The sequence below is a fragment of the Xanthobacter sp. DMC12 genome (genome assembly GCF_056314105.1).
The window spans coordinates 183,945-199,448 of sequence record NZ_JBQUYZ010000005.1 but is presented as its reverse complement, the minus strand read 5'-3'; the positions used below and the strand labels follow the sequence as shown (position 1 = coordinate 199,448).

At 66.6% G+C, this 15,504-nt stretch carries 12 protein-coding genes; 5 read left to right on the top strand and 7 right to left on the bottom strand.

Annotated elements, in window-relative coordinates:
* Positions 1–45: 45 nt before the first annotated feature.
* Both ACT535_RS18775 and ACT535_RS18770 read right to left on the bottom strand, forming a co-directional pair.
* Positions 46–2,904 carry a VCBS domain-containing protein gene (locus tag ACT535_RS18775; RefSeq protein WP_476365590.1) on the bottom strand — a complete coding sequence of 953 codons (2,859 nt, stop codon included), beginning with the start codon at positions 2,902–2,904 and terminating at the stop codon, positions 46–48.
* A gap of 256 nt (positions 2,905–3,160) precedes the next feature.
* The gene (locus ACT535_RS18770) at positions 3,161–4,834 is read right to left on the bottom strand and encodes an electron transfer flavoprotein-ubiquinone oxidoreductase (RefSeq protein ID WP_476365589.1); all 1,674 of its coding nucleotides are present in this window, start codon (positions 4,832–4,834) and stop codon (positions 3,161–3,163) included.
* Positions 4,835–5,069: 235 nt separating this feature from the next.
* Here ACT535_RS18770 and ACT535_RS18765 point away from each other — a divergent pair, with 235 nt between their 5' ends.
* The 5 genes from ACT535_RS18765 (at position 5,070) to ACT535_RS18745 (ending at position 9,115) form a co-directional block, all read left to right on the top strand.
* A complete protein-coding gene (locus ACT535_RS18765; protein WP_476365588.1) occupies positions 5,070–5,465 on the top strand; it encodes an ester cyclase in 396 nt (131 codons plus the stop codon).
* A 40-nt stretch (positions 5,466–5,505) separates the two neighbouring features.
* The gene (locus tag ACT535_RS18760) at positions 5,506–6,405 is read left to right on the top strand and encodes a uracil-DNA glycosylase (RefSeq protein ID WP_476365587.1); all 900 of its coding nucleotides are present in this window, start codon (positions 5,506–5,508) and stop codon (positions 6,403–6,405) included.
* A 241-nt stretch (positions 6,406–6,646) separates the two neighbouring features.
* The gene (locus ACT535_RS18755; protein WP_476365586.1) at positions 6,647–7,360 is read left to right on the top strand and encodes an outer membrane protein; all 714 of its coding nucleotides are present in this window, start codon (positions 6,647–6,649) and stop codon (positions 7,358–7,360) included.
* 250 nt (positions 7,361–7,610) lie between these two features.
* Positions 7,611–8,528, top strand: coding sequence for a rhomboid family intramembrane serine protease (locus ACT535_RS18750; protein WP_476365585.1), 918 nt, complete (start codon positions 7,611–7,613; stop codon positions 8,526–8,528).
* Positions 8,529–8,683: 155 nt separating this feature from the next.
* Positions 8,684–9,115, top strand: a complete 432-nt coding sequence (locus ACT535_RS18745) for a CBS domain-containing protein (RefSeq protein ID WP_168457513.1) — start codon at positions 8,684–8,686, stop codon at positions 9,113–9,115.
* 75 nt (positions 9,116–9,190) lie between these two features.
* Here ACT535_RS18745 and ACT535_RS18740 read toward each other — a convergent pair whose 3' ends face one another.
* The 5 genes from ACT535_RS18740 to gcl all read right to left on the bottom strand — a co-directional run bounded on the left by ACT535_RS18740 (position 9,191) and on the right by gcl (position 15,308).
* Entirely contained in the window at positions 9,191–9,655 is a 465-nt protein-coding gene (locus ACT535_RS18740; protein WP_476365584.1) for a CYTH domain-containing protein, read from the bottom strand.
* A gap of 225 nt (positions 9,656–9,880) precedes the next feature.
* Positions 9,881–11,398: a pyruvate kinase gene (gene pyk / locus ACT535_RS18735; RefSeq protein WP_476329591.1), complete on the bottom strand. Its 1,518-nt coding sequence runs from the start codon at positions 11,396–11,398 to the stop codon at positions 9,881–9,883.
* Positions 11,399–11,715: 317 nt separating this feature from the next.
* Positions 11,716–12,603: a 2-hydroxy-3-oxopropionate reductase gene (glxR, locus tag ACT535_RS18730; RefSeq protein ID WP_476365583.1), complete on the bottom strand. Its 888-nt coding sequence runs from the start codon at positions 12,601–12,603 to the stop codon at positions 11,716–11,718.
* 47 nt (positions 12,604–12,650) lie between these two features.
* The gene (gene hyi, locus ACT535_RS18725; RefSeq protein WP_476365582.1) at positions 12,651–13,430 is read right to left on the bottom strand and encodes a hydroxypyruvate isomerase; all 780 of its coding nucleotides are present in this window, start codon (positions 13,428–13,430) and stop codon (positions 12,651–12,653) included.
* Positions 13,431–13,532: 102 nt separating this feature from the next.
* Positions 13,533–15,308: a glyoxylate carboligase gene (gene gcl, locus ACT535_RS18720; protein WP_476365581.1), complete on the bottom strand. Its 1,776-nt coding sequence runs from the start codon at positions 15,306–15,308 to the stop codon at positions 13,533–13,535.
* Positions 15,309–15,504 lie beyond the last annotated feature (196 nt).

Below are 15,504 nucleotides of genomic sequence, written 5' to 3'. Positions count from 1 at the left end.
CGGCGAAGGCTATTCGCCCGCCGGGGCGGCCGGAGCGGTCACCCCTCAGACGAGGGAATGGCCGCCGTCGTGCGGGGTGTGGAGCGCATCCCACAGATGGGCGGCGATGGCCTGCGCCCCGTCCGTCAACGGGTGCGCGGCCGCCGTGCTGGTCGCGTGGCTGGAAACCTCGCTCCACAGGGTGTGGAGGAGATCAACGACGGCGGGCTCCAGATGGGTCGCGAGCAGCGCCGCATCCCCGCCGCCCGCGTGAGGAGACGTGCCGCCGGCGCTTCCCGTGGACCCGTGCGCGGCCTCCAGCGCCGCGATGCGCTGTTCCAGCACGTCGAACAGCCCGGGCAGCACCTCGCCCGCCCCGGCAAGGCTGGCTGCCACCGTGGCCCACAAGCCGGTGTCCGACGAGGGGGCGGACGCGGTGTCCGGCGCGAGGGCGAAGCTCGCGACCATGGGGGCGACGCCGCCGTCGCCCGTGCCGGTGAGGGTGACGGTGACGTTCTGGGTGACGGTGCCGCCGTGATGGTCGTCCAGCGTCAGCGCGAAGGTCTCCACCTTCGTCTCGCCAGCCGCCAGCGGCTCCACCTTGGTCTCGTCCACCACATAGGACCACACCACGGCGCCGGTGCCGTTCATGTCGCTCACCACCTTGGCGGACAGCGTGCCCAGCGCCCCATCCGGCGCGGCGACGCTCACCGCATGGGTGTCCTTCGCATCCGCATCGGCGAAATAGAAGGTGCCGGCCGCATTCAGCGTCCTGCGCGCCGCGTCCTCGGTGAGGGTGGCGCTGGTGACGGAGGTGGCGGGGATCGACGCCATGAAGACGTCGGAGGAATTGTTCGTGTCGTTGGCGACGAGATTGGTCGCGTCGGAGGTGAAGATGACGTGTGCGCCATCGGGGGTGAAGACGGGGTCGCTGCTGGCGCCATTGGCGTCGGGCGCAATCCGGGTGATCGTCCCCGTCTGAAGGTCGGCCACGAAGATGTTCGACACGCCCCCGGTGTTGCCCGGCAATGTCGATTCAGAAGACGAGAAGACGATCTTGGTGCCATCGGGTGAGAATGAAAAGCTGTCGCCCACGGAACCATCATTCGGGAGAACCCCGCCGGGTGAACTCACGCAGGTGATTTCGCCGGTCTGAACATCCTTCAGATAGAGGTGGGTGCCCCAGTTCTCGCCCCCCGGTACGACGGAGCTTTCATTGGACACGAACGCGATCTTGGTGCCGTCCGGTGAGAAGACGGGGAGCACCTGATGGGCGCTCGCCGCGGTAACGTACGTCACGTCGCCGCTGTTGAGGTCCTTGATATATATGCACTGGCTTCCGCCACCGAACTTTGGGCCGGATTGATCGCCCCAGGCAACGAAAACGAGTTTGGTGCCGTCCGGTGAAAAGTCGGCATTGAAGCCGCGTGTCGCGTTCGAGGGGTTCGCCTCGTTGATTGATATCTGCGTCACGATGCCTGTTGTGAGATCTTTCACATAAAGGCCGCTGCCATCGGTGTCTCCGGGTAGATTTTGGACACCAGAAACGAATACCATCTTGGTGCCGTCGGGTGAAAAGACGGGGTCTCCGCTGCTTCCGGAAATCTGCTTTCCCGTTGAACCTGTCGAGACGCGTGTTACTGCGCCGGTATTAAAGTCTTTGATGAAGACATCGCTTCCCCCGTTCGTGTCGCCGGTCACGACGTTTGATGCGGTCGACACGAACGCAATTTTTTGCCCATCAGGCGCGAATGCGATGTCTGTCGCCCCGGGGATACTCGCATTGGAAGTAAGGTCCGAGGCAAGGATGGTGACTTGGCCGGTCACGAGGTCGGCCAGCGCGATACGTGTGCCGCCCATATCTCCCGTCGACTCAAAAGCCACTTTGGTGCCGTCGGGAGAAACCCCGACGCTCGAAATGTCGTAGCCAAAAGAGCCGCTGGCAATCTGCGAGATGGGGCTCGTCGGGCTGGCTGAGACAATGGTCGGCGCGCGGTCTTCGAATGCGAGCGTAAGATGCGCCGTAGTCGAATTTTTTTCTGTATCAGTGACGGTAATCGCCACATCCCTGGTTTGGGGTTCGGGGCTGAGCGACCGATTGCTGTAGGAAATCTGATCTATAAGACCACTCATTTGAGCGTCAGAGATGGCGACATTGCTCTTGAAGGTCAAGGAAAGGTCATGTCCCACGACCCCTTCGGCCGATACCGTTCCGACAACTTTTCCGTCGAGATACAGTTTTGTTCCAACGATGCTGAAGGCACCTTGAGAAAGATAAATCAAATCATCCGTATTTCCGTCGCTTAAATGTACGGTTAGCTTTCCGCCCTTGAATCCCGTTCCGTCCGGATTGTAAACGTGCGCGTCTCCGTCGATGACAACGCCTTGGGAGGCTGTCGACAGGATGTGCGACGAAACCGGCCCCAGGTTGGAGAACGCCGGCGCATCGTTCTCCGCTTTCACCTTCAGCTGCATGGTCGCGGAGATCGAGCTGTGCTCGGCGTCGACGGCGGTGAAGGTCACCGCGTGGGCGGCGGCGGAGGGGGTGTTGCTGGGGTTGGAATAGGCGATGGCGCGGGCGAGGGCCGTGGCGGCGTCATCGCCCACCGGCTGGTCGAAGCTGACCGTGATGGTGGAGCCGGAGACGGTCTCCGTGCCGATCCGGGCGCCGTTGTAGATGACGGAGGTGGTGCTGGCATCCGTCTTCAGCGTGATGCCGCCCACCTCGGCGATGGAGAGATGGTCATCCACCCCCGCATTCGCCAGCTTCACGGTGAGGCTGCCGCCCTGGAACCCTGTGCCGTCCGGATTCTTGAGCGTGACGTTGGAATCCAGCACCACCGGGCCGGCGTTCACGGTGTTTTCGGCAAGCGTCTTCGACCGGTCGAGCCCGCCAAAAGCGGGCGCCTTCGTCTTCGTGGCCATTTTGTGCAACTTCCCTGACAGTCACACAAGCAGGAGTAGCCCTGGTGGCCGCCGGGGTCTACCTCCCACCGCAGGAGGCCGGGGCAATTATTGTATTGCGCCGCCGAAAGTTCTGCGCGTGACCTTGCGTAATATGACGCAGGGGAATGTTGTGAGCCTGAAGGACTTCCGAGGCTGCTGCGGCGCAGAAGCGGCCGTCCGCCTTCATGCCCGGGGCGCGCGCCCCAGGGCATGATCCAGCGAACGGCCGGTCGCCTCACATGTTGGGATAATTCGGCCCGCCGCCGCCTTCCGGCGCCGTCCAGGTGATGTTCTGGTTCGGGTCCTTGATGTCGCACGTCTTGCAGTGGACGCAGTTCTGCGCGTTGATCTGGAAGCGCGGCGCGTCCGCCCCCTCCTCGATCCACTCATAGACGCCGGCGGGGCAATAGCGGTTGGAGGGGCCGGCATAGACGTCGTGCTCCGACGCCTTCTGCAGGGCCATGTCCTTCACCACCAGATGGACCTGCTGGTTCTCCTCGTGGTTGGTGTTCGAGAGGAACACCGAGGAGAGCTTGTCGAAGGTCAGCACGCCGTCGGGGCGCGGATAGGTGATCTTCTTGCAGTCCTTCGCCGGCTTCAGCGAGGCGGCGTCGGTCTTGCCGTGCTTCAGCGTGCCGAACAGCGAGAAGCCGAAGGTGTTGGTCCACATGTCCAGCGCGCCCAGCGGGATGCCGAGGAAGGTGCCGAACTTCGACCACAGCGGCTTCATGTTGCGCACCTTCTTCAGGTCCGCGCCAATGGCCGAAGACCGCCAGGTCGCCTCGTAGCTCACAAGCTCGTCGTGGCTGCGATCGGCGGCGAGCGCGTCGAGCAGGTGGTCGGCGGCGAGCATGCCGGAGAGCACCGCATTGTGGCTGCCCTTGATGCGCGGCACGTTCACGAAGCCGGCCGCGCAGCCCACCAGCACGCCGCCGGGGAAGGAGAGCTTGGGCACGCTCTGGTAGCCGCCCTCGGTGATGGCGCGCGCGCCGTAGGAGATGCGCTTGGCGCCCTCGAACGTGTCGCGGAACATGGGGTGGGTCTTGAAGCGCTGGAACTCGTCGAAGGGCGAGAGCCAGGGGTTCTGGTAGTTGAGGTGGACCACGAAGCCCACCACCACCTGCTCGTCGTCGATGTGATAGAGGAAGGCGCCGCCGCCGGTCTTGCTGTCGAGCGGCCAGCCGAACGCATGCTGCACGAGGCCGGGCTTGTGCTTCTCCGGCTTCACCTTCCACAGTTCCTTCAGGCCGATGCCGAACTTCGGCACGTCGCGGCCGGCGCCGAGGTCGTACTTGGCGATGATCTGCTTGGTGAGGTGCCCGCGCGCGCCTTCCGCGAACACGGTGTAGCGGCCGCGCAATTCCATGCCGCGGGTGAATTCGGCCTTCTGAGCGCCGGTCTTGTCCACGCCCATGTCGCCGGTGGCGATGCCGATGACGGCGCCCTTGTCGTCATAGAGGATCTCGTCGGCGGCAAAGCCCGGATAGATCTCCACGCCCAGCGCCTCGGCCTTCTGGGCGAGGAAGCGGCAGACGTTGCCCAGCGAGCCGACATAGTTGCCGTGGTTGTTCATCAGCGGCGGCATGGCGAAATTGGGCAGCTTCACGCCGCCCGCCGGGCCGAGCAGGTAGAAATGGTCGTCGGTGACCTGCACCGTGAGGGGCGCATCCGCCTCCTCCCGCCAGCCGGGGATGAGGGCATCGAGGCCCACCGGATCGACGACGGCGCCGGACAGGATGTGGGCGCCGACCTCGGAGCCTTTCTCCACCACCACGACGGACACGTCGGACCCGCGCTCGGCCGCCTGCTGCTTCAGGCGGATGGCGGTGGCAAGCCCCGCAGGACCGGCGCCGACCACCACCACGTCATAATCCATGCCCTCGCGCTCAGGCAGTTCCGCCGCGCTCATCCTTCGGCTCCCGTCTGTCAATCCCGTTGATTGGACTTTTTCCACGACACGTCGGCAAAGACAACCGCACACTCTCGTCTAGGGCAACATCTTTCCCTATGCGGGAATTTAATTCCGCGGGACTGAAAATGGTGAACCCATCCGTCCGGCGCCGGAGCGCGGGATTGCGCATGCACCCTTACCGGCGCGTCCATTCGGGCCTAACCTCCGGCCGCACCCTTCGAGGAGGCCGCCCGTGAGCCTTGCCGACATGAGCCCTGACGATGTCCGCGCCTTCGCCAACCGCCTCATGGACGAGGTGTGGCGGCCGTTCGACCACACGGCGCTGGAGCGCTTCTACCATCCGGATGTGGTGGGCCATCACCGTTCGCAGACGCTGTCGCTGTCCGACATCTCCAATCGCCTGCAGTGGGATGTGCAGAACTTCGACAATCCGATCTACGACATCCGCGACATCGTTGCGGCGGCCGACCGCTTCGCGATCCGCTTCCTCTATTCCTGCACCCTGGTCGCGACCGGTGAGGCGTTCAGGACCGAGGTGATCTATTTCTACCATCTGCGCGGGGGGCGGATTGCGGAGTTCTGGCTGCTCTCCGACGCCGAATTCGACTACAAGCAGCGGCCGGACTGAGCGCGTGTCGCCCAGGCGCCCGCGAGCCTAGAGTGAACGGATGGACGTGACCGCCGACAGGGACTTCGACGACTGGGCCGACATTCTCGCCTTCCATTGGGAGGCGGGCGTGGACGTGGCCATCGGCGAGATGCCGGTGGACCGCTTCGCGGAGAGCGCCGCCGAGGCGAGCCGCCCCCGGCCGCCCGCCGCGCCGGGGCGCGAGGCCGTCGCATCCGCGCCGTCGGCAGGCTTTGCCCCGAACCGCCCGGCGCCCTCCCGCAACCAGCCGGCGCGGCCCACGCCATCCCCGGTGACCGGCACGCCGGCCCTTGTCACCCAGCCGCCGGACGAGGCAGTGATGGGCGCGCGCGAGGCCGCCCGCGGCGCCGCCAGCCTCGACGAACTGAAGGCCATCCTCGACGGCTTCGAGGGCTGCGCCCTGAAGCGCACCGCCAGCCGGCTCGTGTTCGCCGATGGCAATCCCGCCGCCAAGGTCATGTTCGTGGGCGAGGCGCCGGGCCGCGACGAGGACCAGCAGGGCCTGCCCTTCGTCGGCCGCTCCGGCAAGCTCTTGGACCTGATGCTGGCCTCCATCGGCCTCGACCGCACCAGCGCGTACATCGCCAATGTCATTCCCTGGCGCCCGCCGGGCAACCGCACGCCCACGCCGCAGGAGACGGCGGTGTGTCTGCCCTTCATCGCCCGGCAGATCGAGCTGGCCGACCCGGACATTCTCGTGTGCCTCGGCGGGCCTTCGGCGCAGGCGCTGCTTGGCACCACCGAGGGCATCACCAAGCTGCGCGGCCGCTTCATGGATTACGACACCGGCACGCGCACCATCCGCGCCATCGCCACCTTCCACCCGGCCTATCTGCTGCGCACGCCGCTGGGCAAGCGCTTCGCCTGGCGCGACATGCTGGCGGTGGAGGCGCTGCTGGCCGGGCGCGGGGCGTCCTGAACCGATGGCGGCGGGACGCGGAGAAATCCTTTGCCGCGTCAGAGTGCGATCCGATGAAGTTGAATCAACTTGATCGGTGAACCGTCCTCTTAACGCCAAGAAAGAAAACGCGTTATGCGTTCTGATCGCGAGGCAATCAGAACGGCGCCTGCTCTGGAGCTTAACCCTTCATCAGGGTTAATCCGGCCTTAAGCCTCCCCGTGGCACACATCCCTCCAGAGCTTTTCTCGGGCGGGACGTCATGATGGGTGTGTTTGGTCGGGCCGGGCGTCTTCTTCTGGCCTCTCTCGCGCTGGCGGCGCTGGCGACCGCGGCGCACGCGGCCGACAAGGCGGATGCGGAGATGGAGGCCATGATGGCCGCCCTCGGCAAGCCGGGCGACTTTTCCCTCGCCGCGCCCGTGGTGAGCGAGGATGCCGCCTCCGGCTGGTACTTCCGCGCGGACGTGGGCTATCTCCCCGCCAGCAGCGCCAGCCTGTCCTATCTCGGGCTTCCCACCGGGCTCGATGTGTCAGGGGCCGGCTGGTCGCTGGGCGGCGGCATCGGCTATCGCTTCCTGCCCTTCCTGCGCGGCGAGGTGAGCCTCGACTATCTCTCCCTCGGCTCGGCCAGCCTTTCGCCGTTCGGGCCGAGCGTCGGCGCCAGCGCCACGGTGGGGCTCGCCAGCGTCTATTGGGACATCATCACGCTGGCCGGCTTCACGCCGTATCTCAGCGCCGGCGTGGGCTTCGCCATCAATTCGCTCAGTGCCCCGGCGGCGTTGCAGCCGGCCGGCAACAGCTGGGATTTCGCCTGGTCGGCGGGCGCGGGCGTCTCCTTCGCGGTGAGCAGCAGCTTCAGCCTCGATCTCGGTTACCGCTATCTCGACCTCGGCAGCCCCGCCTATGCCGGCGGCCTGTCCCTCGGCAATTCCACCGCCCAGGAAGTGCGCTTCGGCCTGCGCTACGCGCTGTAGGGGGCGAGCGGCGCGCCTGGGTGCGGCTCTCGCGCCCCGGACGCATGCAGCGAAAGCGGAATGCGAGCCGGGGCCCAGCGCAACAATCCGCCGTAGGCGCTTCCTGTTTCACCTGCCCCAAGATTTTGCCTCGCTGCGCGATGTTTTCCCCTGGCCCCCGGATCGGCGCTCCGGCTGCGCCGTCGCTTGTCCGGGGAACAAGACTTTCCGCCCCAAACCGCCGTCCTCCTCCGACGTGATCGGAGGACCCATGTCGCCATTCGCTCCGGTCATCGGACGCTGGTGCGGGCGGCAGGGTGGGCCCTCCGGTCAGGCCGGAGGGCGACGGCTGTGCAAGGAACCGCCGTCTCTTGTCCGGGAAGCCCCCGGCTCCGCCACGTTTTCCCTTGCCGGGCCGGGCGGCGGCACCTATGTGCAGGGCGTGCTCGACCGCCCCACCACTCCCGGCACATCGCATCGGGAACCCGTTTTCAACGTGCCCGGCGCGGTGGCGGTGATGGCGCTTGGGCTGGTGGCGATCCATGCCATCCGCACGCTCCTCCTCTCCGAGGACGCGGATATCGAGCTGCTCACCTATTTCGCCTTCATTCCGGCGCGCTACACGCTGCCGGACACCATGTTCTATCTGCCGGGCGGCATCGGCCCGAAGCTGTGGACCGTGGTGAGCTATGCGCTGCTCCACGCCAACTGGATGCACCTCATCGTCAACCTCGTCTGGCTGCTCGCCTTCGGCACGCCGGTGGCGCGGCGGTTCGGCTCGGGGCGATTCTGGCTGTTCTGCGCGGTGACGGCGGCGGCCGGCGCGGGGGCGCATTATCTCGCCAATCGCGATGCCATCGCGCCGCTCATCGGCGCCTCGGCCGCCATTTCCGGCACCATGGCGGCGGCGGTGCGCTTCGCCTTCGCGCCGGGCGGCGCGCTCTCGGGCTATCGCTCCATCTTCGCCGACCACCAGCCGGCCGGCACGCTGAAGGAGAATTTCTCCGACGGGCGGGTGCTGATCTTCGTCGGCGCTTGGTTCGCCTTCAACCTGTTGTTCGCGCTGGGTGTTTCCCTGCCCGGCACGGAGGGGGCCGAAGTGGCGTGGCAGGCCCATATCGGCGGCTTCGTCGCCGGCCTGCTGCTGTTCCCGCTGTTCGATCCGGTGCCCCGCCGGCGCGTGGCCTGAGCCGGCCCTCATACTGCCAAGGTCGAGGTGGAGCGCGTGCGCTGCGCGCTTGCGTCGCACGGCGATGCGAGGGATCATCCCTGTCCGGATCGTTTCCAGAGAAGGCCCGCCGGCGGAGCGGGCCCCTGGAGCCACCAGTTAGGGAGAAAGCGCCAATGTCCGTGACCGTCATCCTGAGCCGCAAGGGCAACGACATCGTCACCTTGTCCCCCGACGCCAGCCTCGGCGATGCCGTGGCGAGCCTCGCGCGCAACCGCATCGGTGCCATCGTGGTCACCAATGCGGATCAGGGCGTGGAGGGCATCATCTCCGAGCGCGACGTGGTGCGCCTCATCGGCGAGCGTGGCGTGGACGTGCTCGCCGAGCCGATCACCGGGCTGATGACCAAGGCCGTCGTCACCTGCGCGCCCGACGAAACCGTGCCCCAGATCATGGAGCGCATGACCCGCGGCCGCTTCCGCCACGTGCCCGTGGTGTCGAACGGCAAGCTCGTGGGCATCATCTCCATCGGCGACGTGGTGAAGTATCGCGTGGAGGAAATGGAGCGCGAAAGCGCCCAGCTGCGCGACTACATCATGTCGGCCTGAGGGGCCGGTGCGGCGCGCGGCAGGCGCGCCAAATCCGGCGCGCGAGGTCCGGCGCGGAGGCGACTCCGCGCCCGCCTACTTGCCGTAGCCGAGCGGGGCGTTCACCAGCGAGGAATTGCGGTAGCGGGGATCGGCGGTGACTTCCTCGCCCACCCAGTCCGGCAGCTCGACCTGCTGGTCGATGCCGTCGAGCTCCACCTCGGCCATGACCAGCCCGTCGTTCTCGCCCTCGAACACATCCACCGTCCACAGTCGGCCCGCGTGCTCCACGGCATAGCGGGTCTTTTCGATCAGCGGCCGGGCGCAGAGCGTCTCCAGCATGACCCGGGCGTCCTCGACGGGGATGGGATATTCGAATTCTGCGCGGGACAGGCCCTGCGTCTTGCCCTTCACGGTGATGAAGGCATCGCCATCGGCGATGCGGATGCGCACGGTCGCGCCCTCCTGCGACAGGTAGCCCTGCCGGATGGGGGTGGCGCGCGCGCCCACTCTCCATGCGTTGGAGGTCACGAGGAACTTGCGCTCGATCTCGACGGGCATAATTCGGCCGGCTGGGCTGTGAATGGCCACACCATAGACCGAAGGGGGCGCCCCTCGTCCAGCCCACAGTCGCGCCCACAGCCCTCGGGCACCGTCGAAAACGATTTCATGGTGCCGCATGCGTCAACAGGCAGCACATTGCGGCGCACCGCTTAAGGTCAGGCTCAAGTTTCGCCGCGGCAGGATGCGCGCGTCAGGCGCGCATCCCCATCAGGCATGCACGTTTCAGGCGTGCACCTTGCCCTTGGCCCCTTTCGCCGCCCCGGTGTCGAGGTCGTCGCGGGAGGGCGGGTTGGTGGCGCCGATGGTGGTGATGCGCATGATGTTGGTGGTGCCGGGCTTGGCGAAGGGCACGCCGGCGGTGATGGCGAGGCGGTCGCCCGGCTTGCCGAGGGTGTGCTCCACGGCGGTGCGCACGGCGGTGTCCACCATCTCGCCGAAGGAGTGGATGTCCTCCTTCATGTGGACGGCGTGCACGGCGTAGGAGAGCGCAAGGCGCCGGGCGGTCTCGACCTTCGGCGTGAGGCCGAGGATCGGGATGGCGGGCCGCTCGCGCGCGGCGCGCAGGCCGGTGGTGCCCGACAGGGTGAAGGCCACGAAGGCGGAGGCATCCACCGCCATGGCCGCCTGGTAGGTGGCCTTGGTCACGGCGTCGCCGATGGTCTTGCCCCATTCCGACTGGGTGGCGTCGAGCACCTGCCGGTAGCCGGGATCGCACTCCACATGGCGGATGATGTCATCCATGAAGGTCACGGCCTCCACCGGGAACTGGCCGGCGGCGGTCTCGGCGGAGAGCATCACGCAGTCCGCGCCCTCATAGACGGCGGTGGCCACGTCCGACACCTCGGCGCGGGTGGGCACGGGGGCGGTGATCATGGATTCCAGCATCTGCGTCGCCACGATCACCGGGCGGCCGTATTTGCGGGATTCCGCGATCATGCGCTTCTGCAGCGCCGGCACCTCGGCCAGCGACATTTCCACGCCGAGATCGCCGCGCGCCACCATGATGGCGTCGGAGAGCTCCACCAGCTCGGTGAGATGCTCCACCGCGGCGGGCTTCTCCATCTTCAGCATGATGGCGGCGCGGTCCTTGATGAGGCCGCGCGCCTCGTGGATGTCCTCCGGCCGCTGCACGAAGGAGAGGGCGATCCACTCCACCCCCGCCTCGCAGGCGAATTCGAGGTCGTGGCGGTCCTTCTCCGTGAGCGGGGAGAGCGGCAGCACCACGTCCGGGATGTTGAAGCCCTTGTTGTTGGAGAGCTTGGTGCCCGCCACCACCTGGGCCTCCAGGAAGCCGGCGCCCTTCTTCACCACCTTCAGGCGCACCTTGCCGTCGTCGCACAGCACGGTGGAGCCGACGGTGAGGGCTTCGAGGATGTCCGGATGGGGGATCGGCACGCGCGTCTCGTCGCCGGGGCGGTCCACGTCGGCGTCGAAGTGGAGCACGTCGCCCGCCTTGAGCGCGATGGAGCCGTCCTTGAAGCGGCCGATGCGGAGCTTGGGGCCCTGCATGTCGGCGATGACGCCGATGGGCCGGTTCATCTCCTTCTCCAGCCGCCGGATGCGGGCCAGCACCTCGCCGTGATCGGCCTGGGTGCCGTGGGAGAAGTTGAGCCGGAACACGTCCACGCCGGCGAGGAACAGCGCCTTCAGCTTCTCCTCGCTGTTGGAGGCCGGGCCGACCGTGGCGACGATCTTGGTGGCGCGTTGGCGCTTGAGGATGGGGTGGCGCTTGTTGGGCATGAGTCGTCCTCCGGCTGGCGCGTTCGCGCTCGGTTCAATGCGTTTTAGGCGGCATCATGCGCGCCTTTGATGTACGCATAAAGTCGCATAAACGGCAGCAAAGCTGACCGTTGCAGGCAGGTCTGGCTGCGCGTCGCCCCCCGTTCGGCGCCGGAGGTGGGGGGCGCAAGGTGAAGTGGCGGAGGCGCGCCGGGAACGCTGTCGGCGCGCCTCTTCCGAAGGGGCCGCGCGGACCCGTCCGGGGTGCCGGCGACGCAGGGCAGGGAACGTGCCGCGCGTCGCCAAGGCTGTCGTGGCTCTGTGTGTTGTGGACGCCCTCAGGCGTCCGGGGCCACGGTGTGGTTGGCCATCAGCTCGAGGGCCTTCACCATGGCGGAGTGGTCCCACTTGGAGCCGCCATGGGCGGCGCAGGCGTTGAACAGCTCCTGGCAGGTGGCGGTGTTGGGCAGGCTCACGCCCAGCATCTTCGCGCTCTGCAGCGCGAGGTTCAGGTCCTTCTGGTGCAGCTCGATGCGGAAGCCCGGATCGAAGGTGCGCTTCACCATGCGGTCGCCGTGGATCTCGAGGATCTTGGACGACGCGAAGCCGCCCATCAGCGCCTCGCGCACCTTGGCGGGGTTGGCGCCCGCCTTGGAGGCGAACAGCAGGGCCTCGCCCACCGCCTCGATGGTCAGCGCGACGATGATCTGGTTGGCCACCTTGGTGGTCTGGCCGTCACCGTTGCCGCCGACGAGGGTGATGTTCTTGCCCATCTTCTCGAACAGCGGCTTCACCTTGTCGAACGCGCCGTCCGGCCCGCCCACCATGATGGTGAGGGAGGCGGCCTTGGCGCCCACCTCGCCGCCGGAGACCGGGGCATCGAGATAGTCGCAGCCGAGCGCGTTGATCTTCTGCGCGAAGCCCTTGGTGGCGACGGGCGAGATGGAGCTCATGTCCACCACGATCTTGCCGGCCGACAGGCCTTCGGCGACGCCGCCCTTGCCGAATAGCGCCTCTTCCACGTGCGGGGTATCCGGCACCATGGTGATGATGATGTCGGCGTTCTTCGCCACCTCGGCGGAGGAGGCGCAGGCGGTCGCGCCCTTGGCGGTCAGCGCCTCGGGCACCTTCACCACGTCATAGACGAACAGCGTGTGCCCGGCGTCGATGAGGTGGCCGGCCATGGGGCCGCCCATGATGCCGAGGCCGATGAATCCCACGTTCATGTGCGTTTCTCCTGAAGAGTGCTTGTTGTCCTGAAGCGGGCGGAAGCTCAGCCCTTGTAGGGGGCGAACCAGCCGATGCCTTCGTCGGTGGTGGTCTTCGGCTTGTATTCGCAGCCGATCCAGCCGTCGTAGCCGGTGTCGTCGATGGCCTTGAACAGGAAGGGATAGTTGATCTCGCCCGTGCCCGGCTCGCCGCGGCCGGGATTGTCCGCGAGCTGGATGTGCTTGATGCGGGCGATGTTGTTGCGGATCGTGGGGGTGAGATCCCCTTCCATGATCTGCATGTGGTAGATGTCGTACTGGAAGAAGATGTCGTCCGCGCCGACCTCATCCAGCACCTTGAGCGTCTGCTTGGTGTTGTGGAGGTGGAAGCCGGGAATGTCGCGGGTGTTGATGGCCTCGACGACGAACGGGATGCCCGCCTTCTTCAGCTCCGCCGCGGCGAACTTCAGGTTCTTGATGAGGGTCTCGTGGACCTTCTCCGCCGGCACGTCCTTGGGGGTGAGGCCGGCGAGGCAGTTGATGGCCTTGGTGTTCAGGGCCTTCGCATACTCGATGCCCTTGCCCACGCTGTCCTGGAACTCACCTTCGCGGCCGGGGATGCAGGCGATGCCGCGCTCGCCCGCCGCCCAGTCGCCGGCCGGCAGATTGTGCAGGGCCTGGGTGAGATTGTACTTCGCCAGCTTCTCGGCCAGCACGTCCTTCTCGAAGGGGTAGGGGAAGAGATATTCGACGCCCGTGAAGCCGGCATTGGCCGCCTTCTCGAAGCGGTCGAGGAAATCGATCTCGTTCCACAGCATGGTGAGATTGGCGGCGAACTTGGGCATGCGTCTCTCCGCGGGCTGAGCCGTTGTGGCGCACTGTCATGCCCCGGCGCGGCCGGGGCATCCAGGCTTTTTTAAATCGATAAGAGTGTTTGTGCGCCGGCCTTACTCGGCCGGCTCCAGGGAACGCACCTCGCTGAGCGGGATGTCGAGGACTTCCTCGAACTCGTTCACGGCGTTGATCTCCACGCCCATGGCGATGTTGGTCACGCGCTCCAGGATGAATTCCAGCACCACCGGCACCTGATGCTCGTCCATGAGCTTCTGGGCGTTGGCGAAGGCATCCTTGAACTCGTTCGGGGTGCGCACGCGGATGGCCTTGCAGCCGAGGCCCTCGGCCACCGCCACATGGTCCACGCCGTAGGCCCCGATTTCCTCCGAATTGATGTTGTCGAAGGAGAGGCTGACCTCGAAGTCCATGTTGAAGCCGCGCTGCGCCTGACGGATCAGGCCGAGGTAGGAGTTGTTCACCACCACGTGCAGGTAGGGCAGCTTGTGCTGGGCGCCCACCGCCAGCTCCTCGATGAGGAACTGGAAGTCGTAGTCGCCCGAGAGCGCGACGATCTTGGCATCGGGCCGCGCGGCGCGCACGCCGAGGGCCGCCGGCAGGGTCCAGCCGAGGGGGCCGGCCTGACCGCAATTGATCCAGTGGCGCGGATGGTAGACGTGCAGGAACTGCGCGCCGGCGATCTGCGAGAGGCCGATGGTGGAGACGTAGGTGACGTCCTTGCCCAGCGCCTCGTTCATCTCCTCATAGACCCGCTGGGGCTTCAGCGGCACGGCGTCGAAATGGCTCTTGCGCAGCATGGTCTGCTTGCGGCCGAGGCATTCGTCGGCCCAGGCGGTCCAGTCCGGCAGCTTGCCGGCGGCCTTCAGCTCCTTGGCGGCGGTCACGAACAGCTCCAGCGCCGCCTTGGCGTCGGAGACGATGCCGAAGTCGGGGCCGAACACGCGGCCGATCTGGGTGGGCTCGATGTCCACGTGGATGAACTTGCGGCCTTGGGTGTAGACCTCCACCGAGCCGGTGTGGCGGTTGGCCCAGCGGTTGCCGATGCCGACCACGAAGTCGGACGCCAGCATGTTCGCATTGCCGTAGCGGTGCGAGGTCTGAAGGCCGCACATGCCGGCCATCAGCGGATGGTCGTCGGGAATGGTGCCCCAGCCCATGAGGGTCGGGATGACCGGGATGCCGGTCAGCTCGGCGAACTCCACCAGCAGATCGGAGGCATCGGCATTGATGATGCCGCCGCCGGCGACGATGAGCGGCTTGTTGGCGTCGAGGATCATCCCCATCGCCTTGTCGATCTGCGCCCGGGTGGCGGACGGCTTGTAGACCGGCAGCGGCGCGTAGGTCTCCTCGTCGAACTCGATCTCCGCCATCTGCACGTCGATGGGCAGGTCGATGAGCACCGGGCCGGGGCGGCCCGAGCGCATGACGTGGAACGCCTGCTGGAACACCATGGGGACCAGCGCCGGCTCGCGCACGGTCACCGCCCACTTGGTGACGGGCTTGGCGATGGATTCGATGTCCACCGCCTGGAAGTCTTCCTTGTAGAGGCGGGCGCGCGGCGCCTGGCCGGTGATGCACAGGATCGGGATCGAGTCCGCCGAGGCCGAGTAGAGGCCGGTGATCATGTCCGTGCCGGCGGGGCCGGAGGTGCCGATGCACACGCCGATATTGCCGGCCACCGCGCGGGTGTAGCCCTCGGCCATGTGGGAGGCGCCCTCCACATGGCGCGCCAGCACGTGGCGGATGGAGCCGCGCGCCTTCATGGCGGAATAGAGGGGGTTGATGGCCGCGCCCGGAACACCGAAGGCGCAGGAGATGCCTTCCTTCTCGAGAACACGGACGGCGGCGTCGACGGCGCGCATGCGGGCCATGGCAGTCCTCCCTTGTATTGTTGCTTCGAAGCTCGTTGCTTCGTCCTGGCGGGCCACGATCCGGGTCGGATCGTTACGGCTTTGGACTTTCGTATTGGATACGCCCGCGCCGTTTTCGCTTCTATGGGAAGAAACGGAATGACATTCGTGCCATCTGAGCAATAATGCTGCGGGCCGCACCCGCCGCCCGCCTCAG

What these genes read in the sequence shown, in the direction of transcription:
- ACT535_RS18775 (WP_476365590.1), bottom strand. Translation starts at nt 2,904, where the DNA reads ATGGCCACGAAGACGAAGGCGCCCGCTTTTGGCGGGCTCGACCGGTCG.
- ACT535_RS18750 (WP_476365585.1), top strand. Translation starts at nt 7,611, where the DNA reads ATGTCGCCATTCGCTCCGGTCATCGGACGCTGGTGCGGGCGGCAGGGT.
- gcl (WP_476365581.1), bottom strand. Translation starts at nt 15,308, where the DNA reads ATGGCCCGCATGCGCGCCGTCGACGCCGCCGTCCGTGTTCTCGAGAAG.
- pyk (WP_476329591.1), bottom strand. Translation starts at nt 11,398, where the DNA reads ATGCCCAACAAGCGCCACCCCATCCTCAAGCGCCAACGCGCCACCAAG.
- ACT535_RS18755 (WP_476365586.1), top strand. Translation starts at nt 6,647, where the DNA reads ATGATGGGTGTGTTTGGTCGGGCCGGGCGTCTTCTTCTGGCCTCTCTC.
- glxR (WP_476365583.1), bottom strand. Translation starts at nt 12,603, where the DNA reads ATGAACGTGGGATTCATCGGCCTCGGCATCATGGGCGGCCCCATGGCC.
- ACT535_RS18770 (WP_476365589.1), bottom strand. Translation starts at nt 4,834, where the DNA reads ATGAGCGCGGCGGAACTGCCTGAGCGCGAGGGCATGGATTATGACGTG.
- ACT535_RS18745 (WP_168457513.1), top strand. Translation starts at nt 8,684, where the DNA reads ATGTCCGTGACCGTCATCCTGAGCCGCAAGGGCAACGACATCGTCACC.
- ACT535_RS18740 (WP_476365584.1), bottom strand. Translation starts at nt 9,655, where the DNA reads ATGCCCGTCGAGATCGAGCGCAAGTTCCTCGTGACCTCCAACGCATGG.
- ACT535_RS18760 (WP_476365587.1), top strand. Translation starts at nt 5,506, where the DNA reads ATGGACGTGACCGCCGACAGGGACTTCGACGACTGGGCCGACATTCTC.
- hyi (WP_476365582.1), bottom strand. Translation starts at nt 13,430, where the DNA reads ATGCCCAAGTTCGCCGCCAATCTCACCATGCTGTGGAACGAGATCGAT.